The sequence below is a fragment of the Nostoc sp. UCD121 genome (assembly GCF_014222285.1).
GTDB lineage: Bacteria > Cyanobacteriota > Cyanobacteriia > Cyanobacteriales > Nostocaceae > Nostoc.
In genome coordinates this window covers 1-18,775 of the sequence record NZ_JACKZS010000155.1, presented here as the reverse complement: position 1 = coordinate 18,775, position 18,775 = coordinate 1, and the positions used below count along the sequence as shown (strand labels likewise).

At 41.0% G+C, this 18,775-nt stretch carries 18 protein-coding genes; 10 read left to right on the top strand and 8 right to left on the bottom strand.

The features are described 5' to 3' along the window. Positions 1-81: 81 nt before the first annotated feature. Positions 82-966: a hypothetical protein gene (locus tag GNF10_RS25895; protein WP_185585032.1), complete on the top strand. Its 885-nt coding sequence runs from the start codon at positions 82-84 to the stop codon at positions 964-966. Between the two features lie 94 nt (positions 967-1,060). After that, positions 1,061-1,813: a hypothetical protein gene (locus GNF10_RS25890; protein WP_185592555.1), complete on the top strand. Its 753-nt coding sequence runs from the start codon at positions 1,061-1,063 to the stop codon at positions 1,811-1,813. A 130-nt stretch (positions 1,814-1,943) separates the two neighbouring features. Here the strand turns inward: GNF10_RS25890 and clpP are convergent, their stop codons facing one another. Further along, entirely contained in the window at positions 1,944-2,555 is a 612-nt protein-coding gene (clpP, locus tag GNF10_RS25885) for an ATP-dependent Clp endopeptidase proteolytic subunit ClpP (protein WP_185585034.1), read from the bottom strand. Between the two features lie 503 nt (positions 2,556-3,058). On the opposite strand from clpP, the gene GNF10_RS25880 reads away from it, so the two are divergent. Both GNF10_RS25880 and GNF10_RS25875 read left to right on the top strand, forming a co-directional pair. Continuing rightward, positions 3,059-3,214: a hypothetical protein gene (locus tag GNF10_RS25880; protein WP_179072865.1), complete on the top strand. Its 156-nt coding sequence runs from the start codon at positions 3,059-3,061 to the stop codon at positions 3,212-3,214. Positions 3,215-3,381: 167 nt separating this feature from the next. Continuing rightward, the gene (locus GNF10_RS25875; protein ID WP_185585035.1) at positions 3,382-5,439 is read left to right on the top strand and encodes a thioredoxin domain-containing protein; all 2,058 of its coding nucleotides are present in this window, start codon (positions 3,382-3,384) and stop codon (positions 5,437-5,439) included. A 199-nt stretch (positions 5,440-5,638) separates the two neighbouring features. Here the strand turns inward: GNF10_RS25875 and GNF10_RS25870 are convergent, their stop codons facing one another. Further along, positions 5,639-5,860 (bottom strand): hypothetical protein, encoded by a 222-nt coding sequence (locus GNF10_RS25870; protein ID WP_185585036.1) that lies wholly within the window; start codon positions 5,858-5,860, stop codon positions 5,639-5,641. A gap of 92 nt (positions 5,861-5,952) precedes the next feature. Between GNF10_RS25870 and GNF10_RS25865 the strand changes: the two genes are divergently transcribed. Together GNF10_RS25865 and GNF10_RS25860 are read left to right on the top strand one after the other, a co-directional pair. Further along, positions 5,953-6,555 carry a molybdenum cofactor guanylyltransferase gene (locus GNF10_RS25865; protein ID WP_185585037.1) on the top strand — a complete coding sequence of 201 codons (603 nt, stop codon included), beginning with the start codon at positions 5,953-5,955 and terminating at the stop codon, positions 6,553-6,555. A 194-nt stretch (positions 6,556-6,749) separates the two neighbouring features. Beyond that, entirely contained in the window at positions 6,750-7,718 is a 969-nt protein-coding gene (locus GNF10_RS25860; protein ID WP_185585038.1) for an alpha/beta hydrolase, read from the top strand. Between the two features lie 11 nt (positions 7,719-7,729). On the opposite strand, the gene GNF10_RS25855 is transcribed toward GNF10_RS25860, so the two are convergent. After that, positions 7,730-9,229, bottom strand: a complete 1,500-nt coding sequence (locus GNF10_RS25855) for a family 10 glycosylhydrolase (protein WP_185585039.1) — start codon at positions 9,227-9,229, stop codon at positions 7,730-7,732. 557 nt (positions 9,230-9,786) lie between these two features. On the opposite strand from GNF10_RS25855, the gene GNF10_RS25850 reads away from it, so the two are divergent. Next, positions 9,787-10,722 carry an ABC transporter substrate-binding protein gene (locus GNF10_RS25850; RefSeq protein WP_185585040.1) on the top strand — a complete coding sequence of 312 codons (936 nt, stop codon included), beginning with the start codon at positions 9,787-9,789 and terminating at the stop codon, positions 10,720-10,722. A gap of 244 nt (positions 10,723-10,966) precedes the next feature. On the opposite strand, the gene GNF10_RS25845 is transcribed toward GNF10_RS25850, so the two are convergent. From GNF10_RS25845 to GNF10_RS25830, 4 genes are all read right to left on the bottom strand, one after another. Beyond that, positions 10,967-11,935, bottom strand: coding sequence for an FTR1 family protein (locus GNF10_RS25845; protein ID WP_185585041.1), 969 nt, complete (start codon positions 11,933-11,935; stop codon positions 10,967-10,969). Positions 11,936-12,048: 113 nt separating this feature from the next. Then, positions 12,049-12,483 carry a bacterioferritin gene (locus GNF10_RS25840; RefSeq protein ID WP_185585042.1) on the bottom strand — a complete coding sequence of 145 codons (435 nt, stop codon included), beginning with the start codon at positions 12,481-12,483 and terminating at the stop codon, positions 12,049-12,051. Between the two features lie 152 nt (positions 12,484-12,635). Further along, a complete protein-coding gene (locus tag GNF10_RS25835; protein WP_185585043.1) occupies positions 12,636-13,673 on the bottom strand; it encodes a helix-hairpin-helix domain-containing protein in 1,038 nt (345 codons plus the stop codon). A 165-nt stretch (positions 13,674-13,838) separates the two neighbouring features. Beyond that, a complete protein-coding gene (locus tag GNF10_RS25830; RefSeq protein WP_185586979.1) occupies positions 13,839-14,864 on the bottom strand; it encodes a multicopper oxidase domain-containing protein in 1,026 nt (341 codons plus the stop codon). A gap of 711 nt (positions 14,865-15,575) precedes the next feature. Here GNF10_RS25830 and GNF10_RS25825 point away from each other — a divergent pair. Continuing rightward, a complete protein-coding gene (locus tag GNF10_RS25825) occupies positions 15,576-15,767 on the top strand; it encodes a CbtB domain-containing protein (RefSeq protein WP_185586978.1) in 192 nt (63 codons plus the stop codon). A gap of 158 nt (positions 15,768-15,925) precedes the next feature. Here the strand turns inward: GNF10_RS25825 and GNF10_RS25820 are convergent, their stop codons facing one another. After that, complete coding sequence (locus GNF10_RS25820) at positions 15,926-16,072, bottom strand: hypothetical protein (protein ID WP_185607265.1); 147 nt, start codon at positions 16,070-16,072, stop codon at positions 15,926-15,928. Between the two features lie 247 nt (positions 16,073-16,319). Here GNF10_RS25820 and GNF10_RS25815 point away from each other — a divergent pair, with 247 nt between their 5' ends. Together GNF10_RS25815 and GNF10_RS25810 are read left to right on the top strand one after the other, a co-directional pair. Beyond that, entirely contained in the window at positions 16,320-17,498 is a 1,179-nt protein-coding gene (locus GNF10_RS25815) for a hypothetical protein (protein WP_185586976.1), read from the top strand. 193 nt (positions 17,499-17,691) lie between these two features. After that, positions 17,692-18,775, top strand: a 1,084-nt coding sequence (locus GNF10_RS25810; protein ID WP_185607264.1) for a glycosyltransferase family 39 protein, incomplete at its 3' end; no start/stop codon positions are given.

The following is an 18,775-nucleotide window of genomic DNA, read 5'->3' as shown; positions in this document are numbered from 1 at the left end:
GTCCCCAGTCCCCAGTCCCCAGTTCCCAGTCACCAGTCCCCAATCCCAAGTCCCCAAAAGATTTAGATTGGTAGTAGTATTATGTTGGCTCAATTCCAGAGCTTGTATCCCAAGGGCAGTCTGATTTCTGAATTAGTGCAAATTTTTCAAGGAAAATATATTGTCCGGGCAAGCGTACAAGTTGAAGGCGTAACCCGTGCGACGGGTATGGCAGCAGCAGAAACAGTAGAAGCAGCAGAAGACCAGGCCAGAACTAGGGCGTTGATAGTTTTGGGTATTACAAATGCGCCACCACAATCAGTAGAATTTAGCTCAAATTCAATTTCTCCAGCGCAGCTAAATCCCTCCTTGAATACCAAAGGTGGATTGAGTGAATCTACTTATTCTTCTACGAAAGCTGGGGATTTTGTCGGTAGTCAATGGCCAGAGGTTAGCGACAAAGAAATATCTATACCGCCTTCCAAAGTCCGCAACATCAAACCAGAAGTAGTAACACCCAGTAACGAACAGTACGAATACAGTAGTGCTGCGTCTTTACCAAGCGATAACTATAGCCAAGATTTAAGTCAAAACTTTCCTGTGACTACCAACCGGGAGCTAGAATTTGATCCTCCAGTTGAAAACTTGGAAATAACGTTTAGTAACGAGCCAGAAAATCAAACCTTTCCAGCAATTTCTGCTAATAATGTCACACCATTTACACCCCGGAGTTACAGCCCTCAAGAGGATGTCCCTACCCCGTCAGTGACAGGGAAGAGAAAGAAGAAAGCTGAACCTGTGGATTTATCGGATGTGATTGCAAAAACAGATGTCGAACTTCAGCGTTTAAACTGGACACCAGAACAGGGGCGGGAGCATCTGATTAAAACCTACGGTAAACGAGGGCGTACTTTGCTAACTGAAGAAGAATTACACGGATTCCTTAAATACCTCCAATCTCAGCCTGACCCAATAGCGGGATTTTAATTTGTCATTTGTCATTTGTCATTTGTCCTTTGTCATTTGTGATTGGTAAGGGTTAATGACAAATGACGTAGGCTGTTGAAACATTAACGAAGCTATGGAACCTGTGAATTTTTCTGAAGTAATTGCTCAAATAGATGTCGAAACGGAGCGATTAGGCTGGACAAGAGAACAGGAACGGGAGCATCTCAAAAGAAATTATGGGAAGCGAGCTCGTACTTTACTGACAGAATTAGAATTATTAGACTTTCTCCAATACCTTTACCTTGTATCTCAACCAACACCAACATTACACGAAATTCTGATTGCTAAAATTAAGGTTGAAATGCAGCGATTAGACTGGATAACAGACCAGGGACAGGAACATCTGAAAAACTACTATGAGAAGCGATCGCTTACTTTGCTTACAGAAGTCGAGTTATTAGACTTTCTCCAATACCTTGTATCTCAACCGACACCACCATTAGAAATTCTGATTGCCAAAATTAATGTGGAAACGGAGCGATTAGGTTGGACAACAGAGCAGAGACAGAAACGTGTGAAAAACTACTATGAGAAGCGATCGCTTAGTTTACTTACAGAATTTGAATTACTACATTTCCTCCAATACCTTGCACCTCAATCGGCATCACCAACGTTACACGAAATTCTGATTGCCAAAATTAAGGTTGAAATGCAGCGATTAGGCTGGACAAGAGAACAGGAAAGGGAACATCTCAAAAAAAATTATGGGAAGCGATCGCGTACTTTGCTGACAGAAGTAGAATTATTAGACTTCCTTCAATACCTTACACCTCAAGCGACACCAACATTAGACGAAATTTCAGACCCATTAGCGGGATTTGAGTGAGTCACTTGTCCAAATCGGTATTAAATACTTGAGCAGTCCACCCATTCCAAAAATAACCCCTCTTCACTTATGAAGAGGGGTTATTTTTGGGATTTAAAAGTGGTAAATCACCATTTACCAATCGTGAGTATTAATTAACAGCAGCAACTGCTGGACGGCTACCAGCGGCGTGACGGTCAATCACTTGGTCAATCAAACCGTAGTCCTTGGCTTCCTCTGGTGACATGAAGAAGTCACGTTCAGTATCTTCAGCAATGCGCTCAATTGGTTGACCTGTATGGTCGGCTAAATAATCATTTAGCCGCTTTTTGTGATACAAAATTTCCCGCGCCTGAATTTCAATATCAGTCGCCTGTCCTTGAGCGCCACCGAGAGGTTGATGAATCATAATCCGAGAATGGGGTAAACTCATCCGCTTACCCTTAGCACCCGCGCTGAGGAGGAAAGCGCCCATACTCGCCGCCAATCCGGTACAAATTGTACAGACATCAGGGCGAATATGTTTCATAGTGTCAAAAATGCCCATACCAGCCGTCACCGAACCACCGGGAGAATTGATGTACATATAAATGTCCTTCTCCGGGTCTTCAGCATCCAAATACAGCAGTTGGGCAACAATCAAGTTGGCAATATTGTTGTCAACTTGTTGTCCCAAAAAGATGATGCGCTCACGTAACAGCCGTGAGTAGATGTCAAAGGCGCGTTCACCTCGACCCGATTGTTCAATAACGATAGGAATCATGGAAGCGTGTTTGTGGCTACTTTAAATACATTTTATCGGTGACAGCACGAAACTGGGGTTTATCTCTACTGTTCTCACGCAAATAACTTCAACATTTTCCCTTGCTCCACTTCGGCTACGCTCAGTGACCACCTGCCCTCTGCCCCCTGCTCCCTGCTCCCTTGCCTCTTTTTCAACCTTTAAGGGCACTTTTTAGCCGCAAAAGGTGTCTAAGAGAATATCCCATGCAGGGAAGAACAAATCAAAAAACTCTAATTATCGCCAATTTCATAATCTCGACCTTTGTTTAGATAACTTTGGCGATGTAGTCATTAAACCGATAACCGAAATCCAACTTGCTTAGGGACTTGTGTTAAATTTCTGTAACATTTTAAACATTTTTTTAGGATTTCCCTCAGCAATTATCAAGTTATTTTTGTTAGATTCGGTAAATCGATAGTACGAGGTGTATTCAGAATAACCAGTCCTAATTGAAATGCTATCCCCTCAGAGAGAGACGTGCCATGCTGGAAAAACTTATACAAGCCGCCATCATCACCTTCTTGCTCCACCTGATAGCAGGACTTAGCCCCAATACTTTAATTCAATCAAAGACAGCATCACCTGTGCAAGAAACGCCACCAAATATTGTCAGCTTGCTATTGCGATCTTTTCAATAAAAATAGTTCACAAATTACACAGGTGTCGGCGATATCAATGACGTACACTACTCCAACTCAAGGGGTAAGTCGCTTGTAGGATTATCTTGCATATACATAGCTGTCTAGGTTAACAGTCTTGGGAACAAGGTAGACTGAGCAAAGAAGGCAACTATTTGCATTTGATCATGACTAATCGCCTTGCTGAAGCTAAGAGCCTCTATCTCCGCAAACACGCCGAAAACCCCATTGATTGGTGGCCTTGGTGTGACGAAGCGCTTGCAACTGCAAGGGCGCAAGATAAACCGATTTTTCTCTCCATTGGCTACTCTAGTTGCCACTGGTGTACTGTCATGGAAGGCGAAGCTTTTTCTGATAGTGCGATCGCTGATTACATGAATACCAATTATCTTCCCATCAAAGTAGACAGGGAAGAAAGACCTGACCTCGATAGCATCTATATGCAAGCTTTGCAGATGATGAGCGGTCAAGGGGGCTGGCCTTTAAATATTTTTCTTTCTCCAGAAGATTTAGTGCCGTTTTACGCTGGGACTTATTTCCCTGTAGACCCACGCTATGGTCGTCCCGGATTTTTGCAGGTGTTGCAAGCCCTTCGCCGTTATTACGATACTGAAAAAGCAGAATTACAGCAACGCAAAGCCTTAATTATTGAGTCTCTGCTCACGTCTGCGGTGTTGCAAGATGGTACAACAACTGAGCTTGAAGACCGCGAATTACTCCGCCAAGGTTGGGAAACCAGCACGGGTGTAATTACTCCTGGTCAATCTGGTAATAGCTTTCCGATGATCCCCTACACAGAATTAGCACTGCGGGGGACTCGATTTAATTTTGAATCTCGCTATGATGGCAAGCAAGTTTGTACCCAGCGAGGGCTAGACTTAGCGCTGGGAGGCATTTATGACCATGTAGGTGGTGGTTTTCATCGCTATACTGTTGACCCGACTTGGACAGTACCGCATTTTGAAAAGATGCTCTACGACAATGGGCAGATTGTGGAGTATCTCGCAAATCTATGGAGTGCAGGAATCCAAGAACCAGCGTTTGAGACAGCAATTGCTGGTACTGTACAATGGCTAAAACGGGAAATGACCGCACCTGAAGGTTACTTCTATGCTTCTCAAGATGCCGATAGCTTCACCGAACCCACGGCAGTAGAACCAGAAGAAGGAGCTTTTTATGTTTGGAGTTTCAGCGAAGTCCAACAACTGTTAACACCTGAAGAGTTAACGGAATTGCAAGAAGAATTTACTGTTACCCCTAACGGTAACTTTGAAGGACGCAATGTTTTACAAAGAAGGAATTCAGGGAAACTGAGTGAAACGCTAGAAACCTCACTGAATAAGCTGTTTACCGCTCGTTATGGCGTTATCTCTGAGTCGCTAGAAACTTTTCCTCCGGCTCGTAACAACCAAGAAGCAAAAACCACTAATTGGCCAGGTCGCATTCCCTCGGTGACAGATACGAAAATGATTGTCGCCTGGAATAGCTTGATGATTTCTGGGCTAGCTAAGGCTGCTGGGGTTTTCCAACAACCATCATATTTGGAATTAGCAGCACAAGCAGCGAATTTTATCTTGGAAAATCAGTTTGTCGATGGGCGTTTTCAGCGACTCAACTATCAAGGCGAACCAACCGTTTTAGCCCAATCTGAAGACTACGCTTTGTTTATTAAAGCTCTGCTAGATTTACAAGCTTCCAACCCTGAGAATCAGCGATGGTTAGAAAATGCGATCGCTATCCAAGATGAATTCAACGAATTTCTCTGGAGTGTGGAATTAGGTGGTTACAATAACACATCAAGCGATTCTAGTCAAAATTTAATTGTTAGAGAGCGGAGTTACACGGATAATGCGACACCTTCAGCGAATGGAATTGCGATCGCTAATCTTGTCCGTCTCGCTTTACTCACCGATAATCTAGATTATTTAGATTTAGCCGAACTTGGTTTGAAAGCTTTTAAGAGTGTAATGCATCGCGCTCCCCAAGCTTGTCCTAGCTTATTTACAGCCTTGGATTGGTATCGTAACTCTACCCTGATTCGCAGTACAACTGAGCAAATAAACTCGCTGATCCCCAAGTTTCTACCAGCATCTGTGTTTGCCATAACATCTGATTTACCAGAGGGAAGCGTTGGGTTAGTTTGCCAAGGTTTGAAGTGTCTTGCACCAGCAGAAAGTGTAGAACATTTATTGCAGCAAGTAGAGAAAAGTCAGGTGAGGGCGTGAAATAGGGGCATCTAATACCATTTCTTGAGGCTGCACCAAACCCTTTTAACTTCTTTCTTTGCGTCCTTTGCGTCCTTTGCGGTTCGTTTTTCTTTCTTGTACTTATGGTTTAGCGCATCATCATACAGAATTGGTATGGTCAATCTAAAACTTGTTGATTTGGTTGTTTGGCAACAAGTTCGGAAATCAAGGAGATAAGTCATGGGGTGAAGGCATCACGAGGAAGAGTGCGATCTCGACTAAAGTTGAGTTCTTCGGTGAGTTCAAGGGGGGATTGACGGAAAAACTCTGAGAGTTTGCTTGGTTGATCTGGGTGGGTGTTGTTGTGTGTCGTCAGGCTTTGGGCAAGGAGTTGGATGATGTAAAGTTTATCGTTGGGAGAAAGCTGAAGGAGTTGTTGTTCGAGTTCTTGGATAGCCATGATGGGGTTTAAGTAGAAGATAAATTTATTCTACTTTCAGCGTCAGGGGTTAATTTAGTTTGACTCGTTTTTTACCCTCTATTTTTTGACGAATGACTATTAACTCATGTAGCAAATTAACCGCCATTGTATTAGCTGGCGGTAAAAGTTCTCGCATGGGTCAAGATAAAGCCTTGATTCCGATTCAAGGAGTGCCGTTGTTACAGCGAGTTTGTGCGATCGCTCAAAGCTGTTCTGATACGGTTTATATAGTCACTCCCTGGCCAGAACGCTATCAAGATTTGCTTTTGCCTGGTTGTCAATTTATCCGAGAAGTACCTTTATCTGGCGAATCCCTCACCCACGGGCCTTTAGTCGGTTTTGCTCAAGGACTAGCCGAAGTGCAGACAGAATGGGTGTTATTGCTGGCTTGCGATTTACCAAGGTTGCGAGTTGAGGTGTTGCAAGAATGGGTGACTAGACTTGATAGTGTGGGGGATAATGCGATCGCAGCTTTAGCTCATCATCCTAAAGGCTGGGAACCTCTGTGTGGTTTCTATCGCCGTCGTTATTTACCACAACTTTTAGAGTTTATCAACCAAGGGGGGCGATCGTTTCAGCAATGGCTGCGGCAATATCCTGTGCAAGTTTTGCCTTTACCAGAACCCGAAATGCTGTTTAACTGTAATACACCAGAGGATTTGGCTTTAAGTTAATTAAAGAAGAATACAGAATTTTTTTAACGAACCGCAAAGGACGCAAAGGACACAAAGGAAGAAAAGGAAGAACCCACTTACTCATTCTGTTAGCGGTAGCGGGGCATTTAGCCCATTCTGGCTTCTGACTCCTGAATTCTTTCTTGAGAAAAATGCTAGTCTTTAACGATTAGTTAGCTTTTGTATCATCCACTATGCCTATCTACGGGCCCGATGCAATTAATTTTGACGGCGTAAATGGTCATCGCTATTGGTTTCACGAGCCTTTTTCTTATACTGGGGTAGCTGATATTGATGAACGATTAAGTGGTTTTCCGGTTGCTGTTTTTCTGCCACATAATCGATCTTCACAAGATACGCCATTGGTGATTGGTTTGCAAGGAATGACCGCCCCCTATAGCTGGAATGGCTTCATCGTATCGACGCTGACACAAATGGGTATAGCTGTAGCTTTATTTGATACGCCCTTGGCTGGTGAGCGCAGCTTGGTGCGAACCTTCACAGCGATCGCAGACCATGAGATTAAACCTTTAATTGACAGGGGTATCTCATTTGATACTGAGTTACTTTTGTGCTTATTTCGCCGGACTGCGGCTGATATTGCCAGAGTTCGTGACTTTTGTGGCGATCGCTATGCCCTCGGTAATCGATTGGCATTATTCGGTGTCAGTATGGGAGTTTTACAAGCCGCTTATGCCTTTACTGCTGATGGTATTGGGCAGCGGTTATTGGGTACGATTGGTCATGCCGATCTCCAGTCTTTTGCCAAAAGTTGGGGTTACTTGGTTTTGCCAGATTTAGCAGCTTCACCCTTGGGTGGAATCGCAGAAGCAGTGCTGGATCGAGTGCAACCGAATCTAAAACCTGTAGTTAAGCTTTTACAATTAGCTAAAAATCTGAAATACCCTGATGAGTATGCTCAGGCGTGCAACCCCATGACTTATATTGAGCGGGTAAAACCTCCGCGTCGGGTTCGCTTTTTAGTGGGCGCTAGCGATCGCATTGTGAACATTAAAGATGCTCGTGCTTGCGCTAGGCGCTTTCTGGATGGTGACTGTTATGTTGTTCCTGGCATGGGACATGGAACCCACAATTGGGGCCCATCATTTGTAGATCATGTCCGCTATTTCCTGACGACACAATTAGGTGATTGGCGAAATTGACCCTTTGCTGTTTAACGAATGCGGCAAAATTTGCGATCGTTATCATTCTGAGGATATTGCCAAGAATAGGCAAAATGGCTAACTCCCTTAAGTTGGGGGGCAAATTTTCGGAGTGCCTGCATTTGCACTTCTAGGGATGGACGATTACTAATCGATTCTCCCCATTTGCCTGCTAAAGCTGGAATCACTTTAGTACCCGGTTTTGTCATACTTACAACTCGTTGCACTTGCGCCACAATACAACTGGCATTACCGCAATTTCCATAAGACATGGGATGCCACTCTAATGTAGCGGGGAAGCGATCCCAAGGTTGTAAGCGAGAATCATACCCTTGTCCTACAGTTTGGTTGCCATCAGGAAAAAACACTACTCCCGTGGGAACTCCTTGCTGCTTTGCTGGGTAACTGGCTATGTTGACAAAATCTAGAATTCCTTGCATTGCGTGAGCAACTGCTAGCTGCCACAATTCCCATTGCAAAAGTGGTTGTCTATCGGTTGGAGACAGAATTGATTTTTGCGCTGTTGGCGGAATGCGTCCTTGCCAAAGGGGTTCACCTTCTTGGGGATAAAGTTGATCGATTTGGGCGATATCTCCGGCGGTGACATATCCTTTGCTCAAATAGCGGCGAATTAAGTCTAGTCCTTTGTAATTAAGCGCCCGTTTAAATAAAGCTTCTTGAATTGCGGGACTATATAGCCATAAATCTGAAACTTTGGTGGCAATGGAATCACTTCCTGCTTGGCGAGGATAGCGCACATAGTCTAATAGCAAGCCATCTGGACGACGGCGCAAAACTTCTTTTACTAATTGGTTGTAATCGCTTTTTGCTTGGGAGTTGTAGGGATCGATAAACACTTGAGAGCCGTTATCTACAACATATAGGCTGGTTTGACCTTTGCCATTGCGAGCGATCGCACTTTCTCGATCTCGGCGCTGGGCGTAAGTATAGCCGAAATTGTTAGTAAACATCCAGGCGTAGACCTTCAAACCGCGTTGTCGACCTTTTTGAATTGCTGTAGCGAGTATATCGATGTTTTCTGTCCCTGGAGTGCGAATTATAGAAGGCCACGCCGTTGGGTTAGCTTTTGCTGGCAATAATACCTGTCCGTCGTAAAATACTTCCAAATAAACTTGGTTATAGCCACGGTTGACAATGCGATCCATAATTTGGTCGATTATTCCTGGCTGAATGTCACAGGGATACAAGCGCAACCAGAGAGCTTGGATTTGTGGCCAAGTCCGTGTACGGCACTCCTGTAATTCCTGTGCCTGTTTTTTTAGTAAGCTTTGGTAGCGGGTTTGGGCATCTTGATTGCCTTTGAGCGCTGATAAACGTAATTTTTCTTTTTCTTGCGCCGCCGATGATGATAACTGACAATATTGGGTTGCTTGCGCCCTTGCTGGTTCGGTTCCAAAGTTGGGGAGCAACGAACTAGTAGTGAAAAGAACAGCAAATATACGCCGCCAAAATAATATTGGTCTTGCAACGTTCAAAGGATGGTTAGACATACCTAGCAGTAGATGGACACTATAATCATCGACCCCAATTTAGATAATTGTGGGCAACGTGTATCGAATTATATAATTAAGCCGCAAGGGTTTTAAAACCTATTTTTTCAAGACTGCCAAAGCCTTATTTGTGTTGCCGCATTTTTTATAAAAATAAAAACGTATATCTGAAAAAATTATCTACTATTAGGTAGATGCGAAATCTACCTTAGTTAGTAAAAAGCTGCCATAACCGATAGTTTTTTTGAAACAAGAAGAGCTTGATTTTTAGATATTGTCATTAACCACATCTTTTCAATCTCTGGTGGTGTTAATCCCAGCTATAGGATTACTATTTGATTTTTGAACGAAATTAGGTATTGTAGAGTGTGTTAGAACGGAGTTCGTAACGCACTATTCTCAAGGGTTTGATGCGTTACGCTGTCGCTAACACATCCTACGGATATTTTCAGAAATTAAACCGGATTCCTATATATTGCTAAAAGCTACATTTGCGATTTTTGAATGTGGTACTAAGTATTCTTTTTATGCAATCTTACTCCAGAAGGAATTTTAATATGCATCGTCGTTGGCTCTTATCTGCTTTAGCACTTTTAATGAGTATAGTTTTAGCTGCTTGCACGACTGCAACCACTCAGCAGCCACAAATAAAAGTCCCAAACCCGACTGAGACGACCAAGACAAATTCTCAACAATTACCAACAGAATCAGCAAAAAGAGTTGTTGCTCTTTCTTCTCTTTCTGCGGATATCATCTCTCGACTTGCTCCAACAAAAATTGTCGGAATCACTGGTAGTAAATTATTTAAGAATGACTCAAGGTTCAAAGATATTCCCCGTGTTAGTGAAGGACAAAACCCACCAAACTTAGAAAAAGTGGTGACATTAAAACCAGATTTAGTTATTGGCGCAGAAGGTTTTTCTAACATCCCAATTCAAAAACTTCAGCAGCTAGGAATTCCAACTTTACTAGCTAAGGTGAATAACTGGGAATCTCTAGAAGAACTTACTAAAACCCTTGCTAAAAAAATTGATGCTGATCCTCAGCCTTTGTTAAATCGTTATAAAAGTTTATTGCCAGAAAAGCCAACTCAGAGTTTTTTTACTTTAGCGCTGGTTAGTCGTCAACCAATTTTATCGCCGAATAAAAATAGTTGGGCTGGGGATTTGTTAGCAAAATTTCAGGCGAAAAATATCGCCGCAGATTTACAAGGAAAAAGCCCTATTGGTGGCTATGTGACGCTTTCGGCGGAGAAAGTTTTAGAAGCAAATCCAGAGGTAATAATTTTGGTTAATCCTCCACAAGGTAATTCGGAAGTAGCACTTTTAGATTCGCTGAAGAAGGAAGCTTTTTGGCAGCAATTAAAAGCAACTAAAAATAACCGAGTCTATGTATTTGATTATTATGGTTTAGTGAATCCAGGTAGTATAGATGCAATTGAAAAGGCTTGTCAGCAACTTAAGCAAGTGTTGTTTGCACCACAGGGCACTTAGTTGAATTAAATATAATTAGTAATCTTAATTTAATTTCTGAAAATTGTAAGGCTTCAGAACCCCGACTTATTTAATAACGCAGTGTGCAACTTTCTCTCAGATCTAACCCCCAACCCCTTCCCTTGTAGGGAAGGGGAGCAAGAATCAAAGCCTCTCTCCCTGTAGGGTAGAGGAATAGAAGTGGGGTTCTAAGGATAAGTTGCACATCGCGTTTAATAAATCGGGGTTATCGTTGTTTGTGCTTTTAATCTTTTGCAGAACTAATCGGTTTTTGACCAAAGAGGATATTTTTTTTACTTTCGGGAGAAGGACTTCCAAGACTGCGGAAATACAGTCCTCCAATGGTGAGTAAAAAGGTCACATATCCCACTGCTTGTACAAGATAGAGATTGTCTCTATAACCAAATAAAGATTTGAGAATAATCCCAGGAAATTGTTCGTCAGGCAAGATTGTGGAAGTATTTGCAACCATTGGCCCCAAAATACAGGAGTGGACTTTTGTAAAACGCTCATAATAGAAACAAAGTCCTTCTGTAGCGCGACTGCTAAGGGCAAGATTAGCCACAGATTCGTCAAAGTGTTTCAAGCTTGAAACTACCAACCCAGCGACAATCAACACTAAGAAAATGCCCATTACCTGGAAAAACTGGCGGATGTTAATTTTGACACCCCATTTAAATAGCAGCACTCCAATGGCTGTTGCTGCTACCAAACCAGCAATAGCGCCCAATGCTGGCATTAATCCTTGTTGAAAATTAGCAGCAACGAACAGAACAGTTTCAAAGCCTTCGCGGACAACGGCAATTAAAATTAAAGTAAAAACACCCCAGCCAGCATTTGAATTTTGTGTCAGCGCTTCTGTTACTGCTCCTTCAACCGTAGCTTTCATGAATCTGGCTTGTTTAGTCATCCAGATTAGCATCCAACTCAGCATTGCGATCGCTAATACGCTAAATACACCTTCCAAGGCTGGCTCAACTACCGAGGTGTATTGAGGATTCGCTGCTCCCAGTATTTGAATTACCCAACTGAATAGCACACCTATAAAAGCACTGACAACAATGCCAACGCCAATACCAGCATATACCCAAGAGTTGAGTCGGGATTGTTTAGCTTTTTTTAGCAACGCTAGCACAATACCAACAACAAGGGCCGCTTCTACTCCTTCTCGGAGTGTGATTATAAAAGTAGGTAGAGCAGTACTAAAATTCATTTTTTGTCCTTTGTCTTTTGTCTTTTGTCATTAGTCAGTTGTCCTTTGTCATTTGAATTTGTTTTTAACTAATGACCAATGACTAATGACTAATGACTAATGACTAATGACTATTAGCTAAAATCGCGTAGCATCTTTTTCAGTTCGAGATTATGCATCTCTTCTTGCCCAATCATGCCGCGAGCGAATTCTTCAAGATAAATACTAGCATTGGTGACAGTTTCGAGCAGATTTTTATACAGATCCAATGCCTTTCTTTCATGAGATAAGCTTTCTTCCAAGATATCCTTGACTTTATGCTGGTAAGTTTCTTCCATTGGGGCAATTTTCAAGGAGGGATGCCCATCTAAACCGGTGAGAATTTCTCCTACTTGTTCAGCATGAAGTAAAGACTCGCTTGCCTGTGCTTTGAAAAAAGCCACAATTGGAATACGGTTAGGGCCAGTCACCATCAAAGAATAATGTGTATAACGCACTACTCCTGCTAGTTCAAATTCCATGATGGCGTTCAGCAAGTCGATAGTCTTTTTATAGTCAAGTTCTTGCATCAGTTCTTAGTTCAAGTAACGAATGGAGTGTAATTAGGTAGAAGTTAGTAGTTAGGAGTTAGCAAATCAGGATTCTTAATTCATAACTCCTAACTCTTAACGATTTCATCATTTTAAACTCCTTCGCATCAGCTTTCCATTAAAACAAAGTGTTATCGCTGTGCTTGGGTATTGGATCTGTCAACTACTTTTTGAGAGTTTTCCTCAATGGTTTTCACCAGCTTGGTGACATCACTAGGGGTTTTGACTGCTTTAGCTGGTGGGATGGCGCTAGGCCAAACTTTTATTAGTTCAGCGAAACTAGCATCGATCGCTTTGTGTGCTTCGGGATCTGCTTGAGCTACTTGACTAGAAATTCCTTTGTATAAATCATTGGCGTAAACGACAAAACCACGGGAGTCTTGATACTCAATTGGCGCGGTTATTTTACCATTGGCGATCGCAGCACCATATTCGGAGTTAGCTGAATCTAGCAGTTCGTTAATTACCTGTAGTACAAATCCTGGTTTTGAGCGTTGAGCTTCTGGCAAAGCTGCGATCGCTCCGTCAACTGCTTGCACTGAAGAAGTAAAATTAGTTTTAACCTTGCTATCCTTCGGACTAGATTTTACTAAATCTTGCAAACTCACTAATGTTGTCTTAAATTCTTTGACTTTGCGCTCATTTAATTGGTCTTCTACATCAACATAAATTTCCTCAACTGGATGTCCAATATGAGGTTCTGCTTGTTTTGGCTGATTCTGATCTAGCAGTTCTTGTGCTACCAAAAGATGCCCTTTCATTAAGCCCAATTTACTCATGTAGTCAACATCTTTTGCCTCACCCGTGAGTGCCACTTCTTGAACACCAACCTGGTCTTTAATTTGGTCAAATTGTTCTTGAGTAATTACTTTTTTAGTAACTAAATCTTCTGGGCTGCCATAAGGACGACCTGCCTGGATTTTGTTAGATAAAGCTGGAACACCTAGTTTGGCTTCAAACTTATCTAATTGTGACAAGATAGCAGTGTTAATGTTAATTTTTTCTTTGCCACCATGACCACTATGACTGTTATTACTGACTGCCTCTGTCGCTGGGGTACTAGCAACTGGTGCTGATGGATTTTCTGCCGTTGGTGTACTGCTACAGGAACTCAAGGTAATTATTGCCGCAGTTGCAACACTTAAGCAGATATAACGAACTTTTATCATTTTTGCTCCTCACACCAATAAAAAGGTATTAATTGAAACATTTCAAACTATTAGTAGAAGCTAGTTTGTTTGACACGTTGTAGTAGACTTTACTTTGACATATAATGACAGTTTTTATCAACTAGTTGAATTAAAATTTTAATAAATTAATGACAAATTATTTATTTAAGACTTTTTAACAGTATTTTGAGAGTTGCTCTCAGTAAGTACTTCAAATTGACCCATGCAACCGTTTTCTGCGATCGCATCCTGATGGGGATGGAACATATACTTACCTGGGTAGCGAAAAGCAAATTCCAAGATGTGCCTTTCCGCTACACCCATCGTAATCACATCAGTTTTCTCGCTAGGAGTCATACTCATGCCATAGCGATAGACATCAAAGAAGTTGGCGTGGAGATGAAAAGTCACTGCTGGATCGTATTCAATGATGTTGAGGACATACAGCCTAATCAACTGATCTTTGTAAATACGAATGGGATTATGCATGTAATAGTGCGGCAGACCATTGAAAGCATAATAATCGTTATGGCTGTCATCATTTACGTCATACCCACCCATCACTAGTACAATCTCATCAGCCGGGGGACGAGGAGTCGGTGGATCGATGATAAACATCCCGTACAGTCCCTTAGCGATGTGGCGGGTAACAGGTTCAATATGGCAGTGGTATAAGTGAACGCCATAGGGTTCAGCATCAAATTCATAAATTGTGGCACTACCATTGCTGATTGGGCGAACACCATCCATTTCCGCCGGATGAACCCCATGAAAATGCAAGGAGTGAGAATGTCCCGCATTATTGAGAAATAGTACCCGAATGCGATCGCCCTGTTTAGCCCGTAGCGTTGGGCCTGGTATGCGACCATTTAAGTCCCAGATGTTGTAAGAGACAGCACTATTGATCTTTATGATGGAAGTACCAGCAGTTAGCTGAAATTCACGGATAGTCCGCCCATTTTCTTGCTTTACCGTCCCATAATCAAAATCCCTTAACATCTTCATCGGGTTAGTAACATCGTCTGGTGCTTCCATGTTGAATGGTGGCACTTTAACGATTGACTTACTTTGTAGATTTAGCATCTGCCAAAGTCCAGCTGCACCTGTCACTCCAGCACCTGCTAGTCCCAGCTTCAATAATTGACGGCGGCTCCAAGGGTTTCCGTTACCTAGAGCGAAGTTGTTGGGCATGACATTTAGTTACGGTTAGCACCAAAAAAGAATTGCAAAAGATTTGCAATTGCTTTTAGATATTAGAGGAATTAATAATTATTGTCAATAATTTGATAGTGCTTAAAAACTGTTATTTAGGTTGCTAAATCTAGATCAAGCTAGAATCAGTCTTTGAAAATTCTAGCCAAACTTGCTTTATTTAAACAGTATTATTACGTTTAAATTATGTATAAATTATGTTTAGCAAAAACTAACTGTTTTATGCCTATTCCTGATATGCTTATTGCTTCAGCAATACCTATAATACAAACAATGAGTATAATAGCATCTTGGATATAAACACAAGCAAGCAAATATCGGTAATCACTAGCGCATTTAATTAGCTTAGAGATAACATAAATTACATTTCAAGTAATTTTGGATGCTTGGTAACATGAGCAGTTTTGATTTTTAATTTTAATCTGTTACCTTCGTGTTATCAGCTTTGAAAATGCCGTCATTCAAATCTATGTGTCATTCTTTTGTTATTTGTATGGATTTTATGTGGAGATTTCTACATCCTGATGAGCCGATGTTCAAAGGATAGTATAGTATTCACTAAAGTCAAATTACACAATACATTTGATACACACTTGTCAAATCCAAAGTTGATCGTATATCTTTTTCCAATCAAGCGGCATCATGCCTTTTGATTGATAAATTACCCAAATTAATTATAGGAGGTCAAAAATGACTACTTTTTCTCAAATGTCAGTATTGCAGAAAACCGCAGGTATTACCTTATCCAAGCCTGTGCAGGTAACACTTTATATGCTGCTATCTTCTTTAGTTATCTGGACTGTTTTGTTCTCCACCTATCCTGCGGTTCATAACACAGCACACTCAGCGCGTCACCATACATTAGGCGTTCCATGTCACTAAATTATCATAATCACAAGATTTTTTAGGTGAATGAAAAACTTTGCTAGTTAACATAACAAAGTTACAACGCTAAAATATCGCAGGTTTCGCACCAGCTTTTTTGCTTGGAAATAACTTTTAGGTAATGTAGAGATGCTTTTTTTCATCTCCACATTACCTTAACTGTATTTTGGATGGTGTCTGAATTTATGAATAATTATTTTACTTAAACCTCGTCTACCTTGAGAACCGTAGTTTTGTAGGTTGGGTGCAGCGTTAGCGTAACCCAACATAAAATTTGGTGGTAATGTTGGGTTGCGTTTCACTCCACCCAACCTACATAAATATATCTTTTAAAAAACTCTAGGTTTCAACATAGATGAGGTTTAGTAATAAAAATCTGGAGTAATTTTCATCCACTGCTATTAAGCTTTACAGCGATTTTCAGGTAAATAGACCATAAGGTAGGGTCGCAAGGCCTTGCGACCCTACTACGACGGATGTGGTTCATATACATGAAAGCTTATTTAAGTTGTAAAAAGTACAAAAGTTTCACATTTACCGTAAGTTTTTATGAAAAAATATCGACTTTTTGGGGTTATCAGTGCTGTTTGCATCACCTTGTCAATTCTTTATTCTTTTGTAGGGAATTCCCAAACTCCTACATCCAGAGTGCTACTCTCTACCAACCCAACTTTAGAACGTATTCTTCCCTTTGAAGCAGAGGCAAAAAAACCACAATCTCCTGTCACCCTGACGTTACAAGCTGTTGATGCTGCGGGTAAACATTTAGAAAATACCAAAATTAGCTTACAAATTCTAACGCCACCGCGTAATCCTTGGTTAACAACAGATTTCCCTATTGTTGAAGGAACAAAATTGTTGGAAATAGATGCTACTCCACCTGATGGTAAGCTAGAAATTCAGCAGATGTTACCCATTCGTGGTAAGTACCAACTAATAGTGAATGTGTCACCTTTAGTCGCAAATGCTTTTACTCCATATCAGCAAACTTTAAATCTGAACGTCCACGAAAATCCAACCAAATATAAATATTTTGTGGTTATCGCAGCTATTTTACTATCACTTGGATTGTTAGGTGGTTGGGTTATCGGTGGACAAGGAGAACTACAACAAGGAGAAATTGCGCCACAGTCAGTACGCCTTTTATTAAGTGCATTGACAGTGGTGGCTATAGTAACCCTATTAGTTATCAATATTAGTGCAGAAGTTGCAGAAGCTCATGGCAGCGAACACCACCCAAGTAGCACCGAAGTAATTGCACCATCATCTCAGAAATCTCAGGGATTGGAAATTAGCCTTGACGGAGATAAAAACGCAACTGTCGGAAAACTTGCGAATTTAGCACTACAACTGAAAGATACAGCAACCGGACAACCGATCACAGATGTAGCGTTGCAGGTAAAAGCGATCGCTACAGAACATAATTTAACAGTCTTTGACTACAAAGGTATTCCCGACGAGCAAGGTAAGTTAAGATGGCAAGAACAGTTTTTTGATGGTTCACCCCACAAAATCGAAGTGGAAGCAACTCCTCTACCAGGATCTAACCGTCAATTTGCACCAGTGAAAGTAGCGCAAGAAGTGGAAGTTGAAGCGATCGCACCACCAATTTATATCCGATTAATTGGTTTATTTTACTTTACAGCCTTCGTCGGCATTGGTATGGCGATTGGGTTGCTAATACAGCACCGACGAACACCGCGAGAAATTAATAATACCAATGCTTAAGTCTTAGGGGCGCAAGGTCTTGCGCCCCTAACGATGTGTATTAATTAAAATAGTTGTGGTAAAACCACACTATTTTTTTGTTAATGGCTTATACAACCCATAAAAATACAGTCCGCTAAGAAAACCTAAGCTATTGCATATACTTGTCAAGCATTGATTAATTACGAATACTAATATTCGTCTAGTTTTTATTATGTTTATATTTTTGCCTCTCCTTTCTTGGATTGCTATTTTTTGGTTAATTAATAAAAATCGTACCGATTGGCGTGAATCGCTGATATTAACATCTACTTACTGGGGAATGTTTATCGCTGTCATCACAGAATTTTTGAGTATTTTTAAATTAATTACTTTTGCCTGGATATTAGCAACTTGGGGATTGATATGTATCATCTTAATTTATATATGCTTTCGGTTAAATTACCAAACCCCTAATATTTTAGAGACAAATAATTACTCCCAAGCAGATAAAAATACTCAAATCCCATTCTTCGTAAATTTATTGTTATGTGGTGTAGGTTTCGTTGTAGCAATAGTTGGATTAATTGCCATCATCGCACCACCAAATAACTGGGATTCTATGGATTATCACATGAGTCGTGTTGCTCATTGGATACAAAATTATAGCGTTGCTCATTATCCAACAAGTTATACTCCACAGCTATATCAAAACCCTTGGTCAGAGTTCGTAATTTTGCACTTTCAAATCCTGAGTGATGGTGACTACTTCGCTAACTTAGTTCAATGGTTTAGCATGATTGGCTGTATTATTGCAGTCTCATTAATTGCTAAAAAACTTGAAGCAGATTTACGAGGTCAGGTTTTTTCTGCTGTTATAACTGCAACAATTCCTATGGGAATTTTGCAAGCTTCAAGCACTCAAAATGATTATGTGCTTGCATTTTGGGTAATTTGTCTTGCCTACTACTTACTATCAGCTATCGAAGCAGGAAGAAGAGATATTTGGACTAACTCATTTAATATTGGTAGTACCATAGGACTAGCTATTTTAAGTAAAGGGACTGCTTATTTTTATGTATTTCCTTTCTTGATTTGGTTTGGATTTTACCAGATTAAAAGTTTACGCTGGAAAATATGGAAGACAGCCTTAATAGTAGGAAGTATATCTTTATTACTGAATATTAGTCACTATTTACGTAATTATAATTTATTTGGTTCGCCATTGGGTGAACCTGGTGGCTATCGTAATGAAATACTTGGTATTAATATACTAATTTCTAATATTTTGAGGAATATTGCTTTGCATATAGGTACAC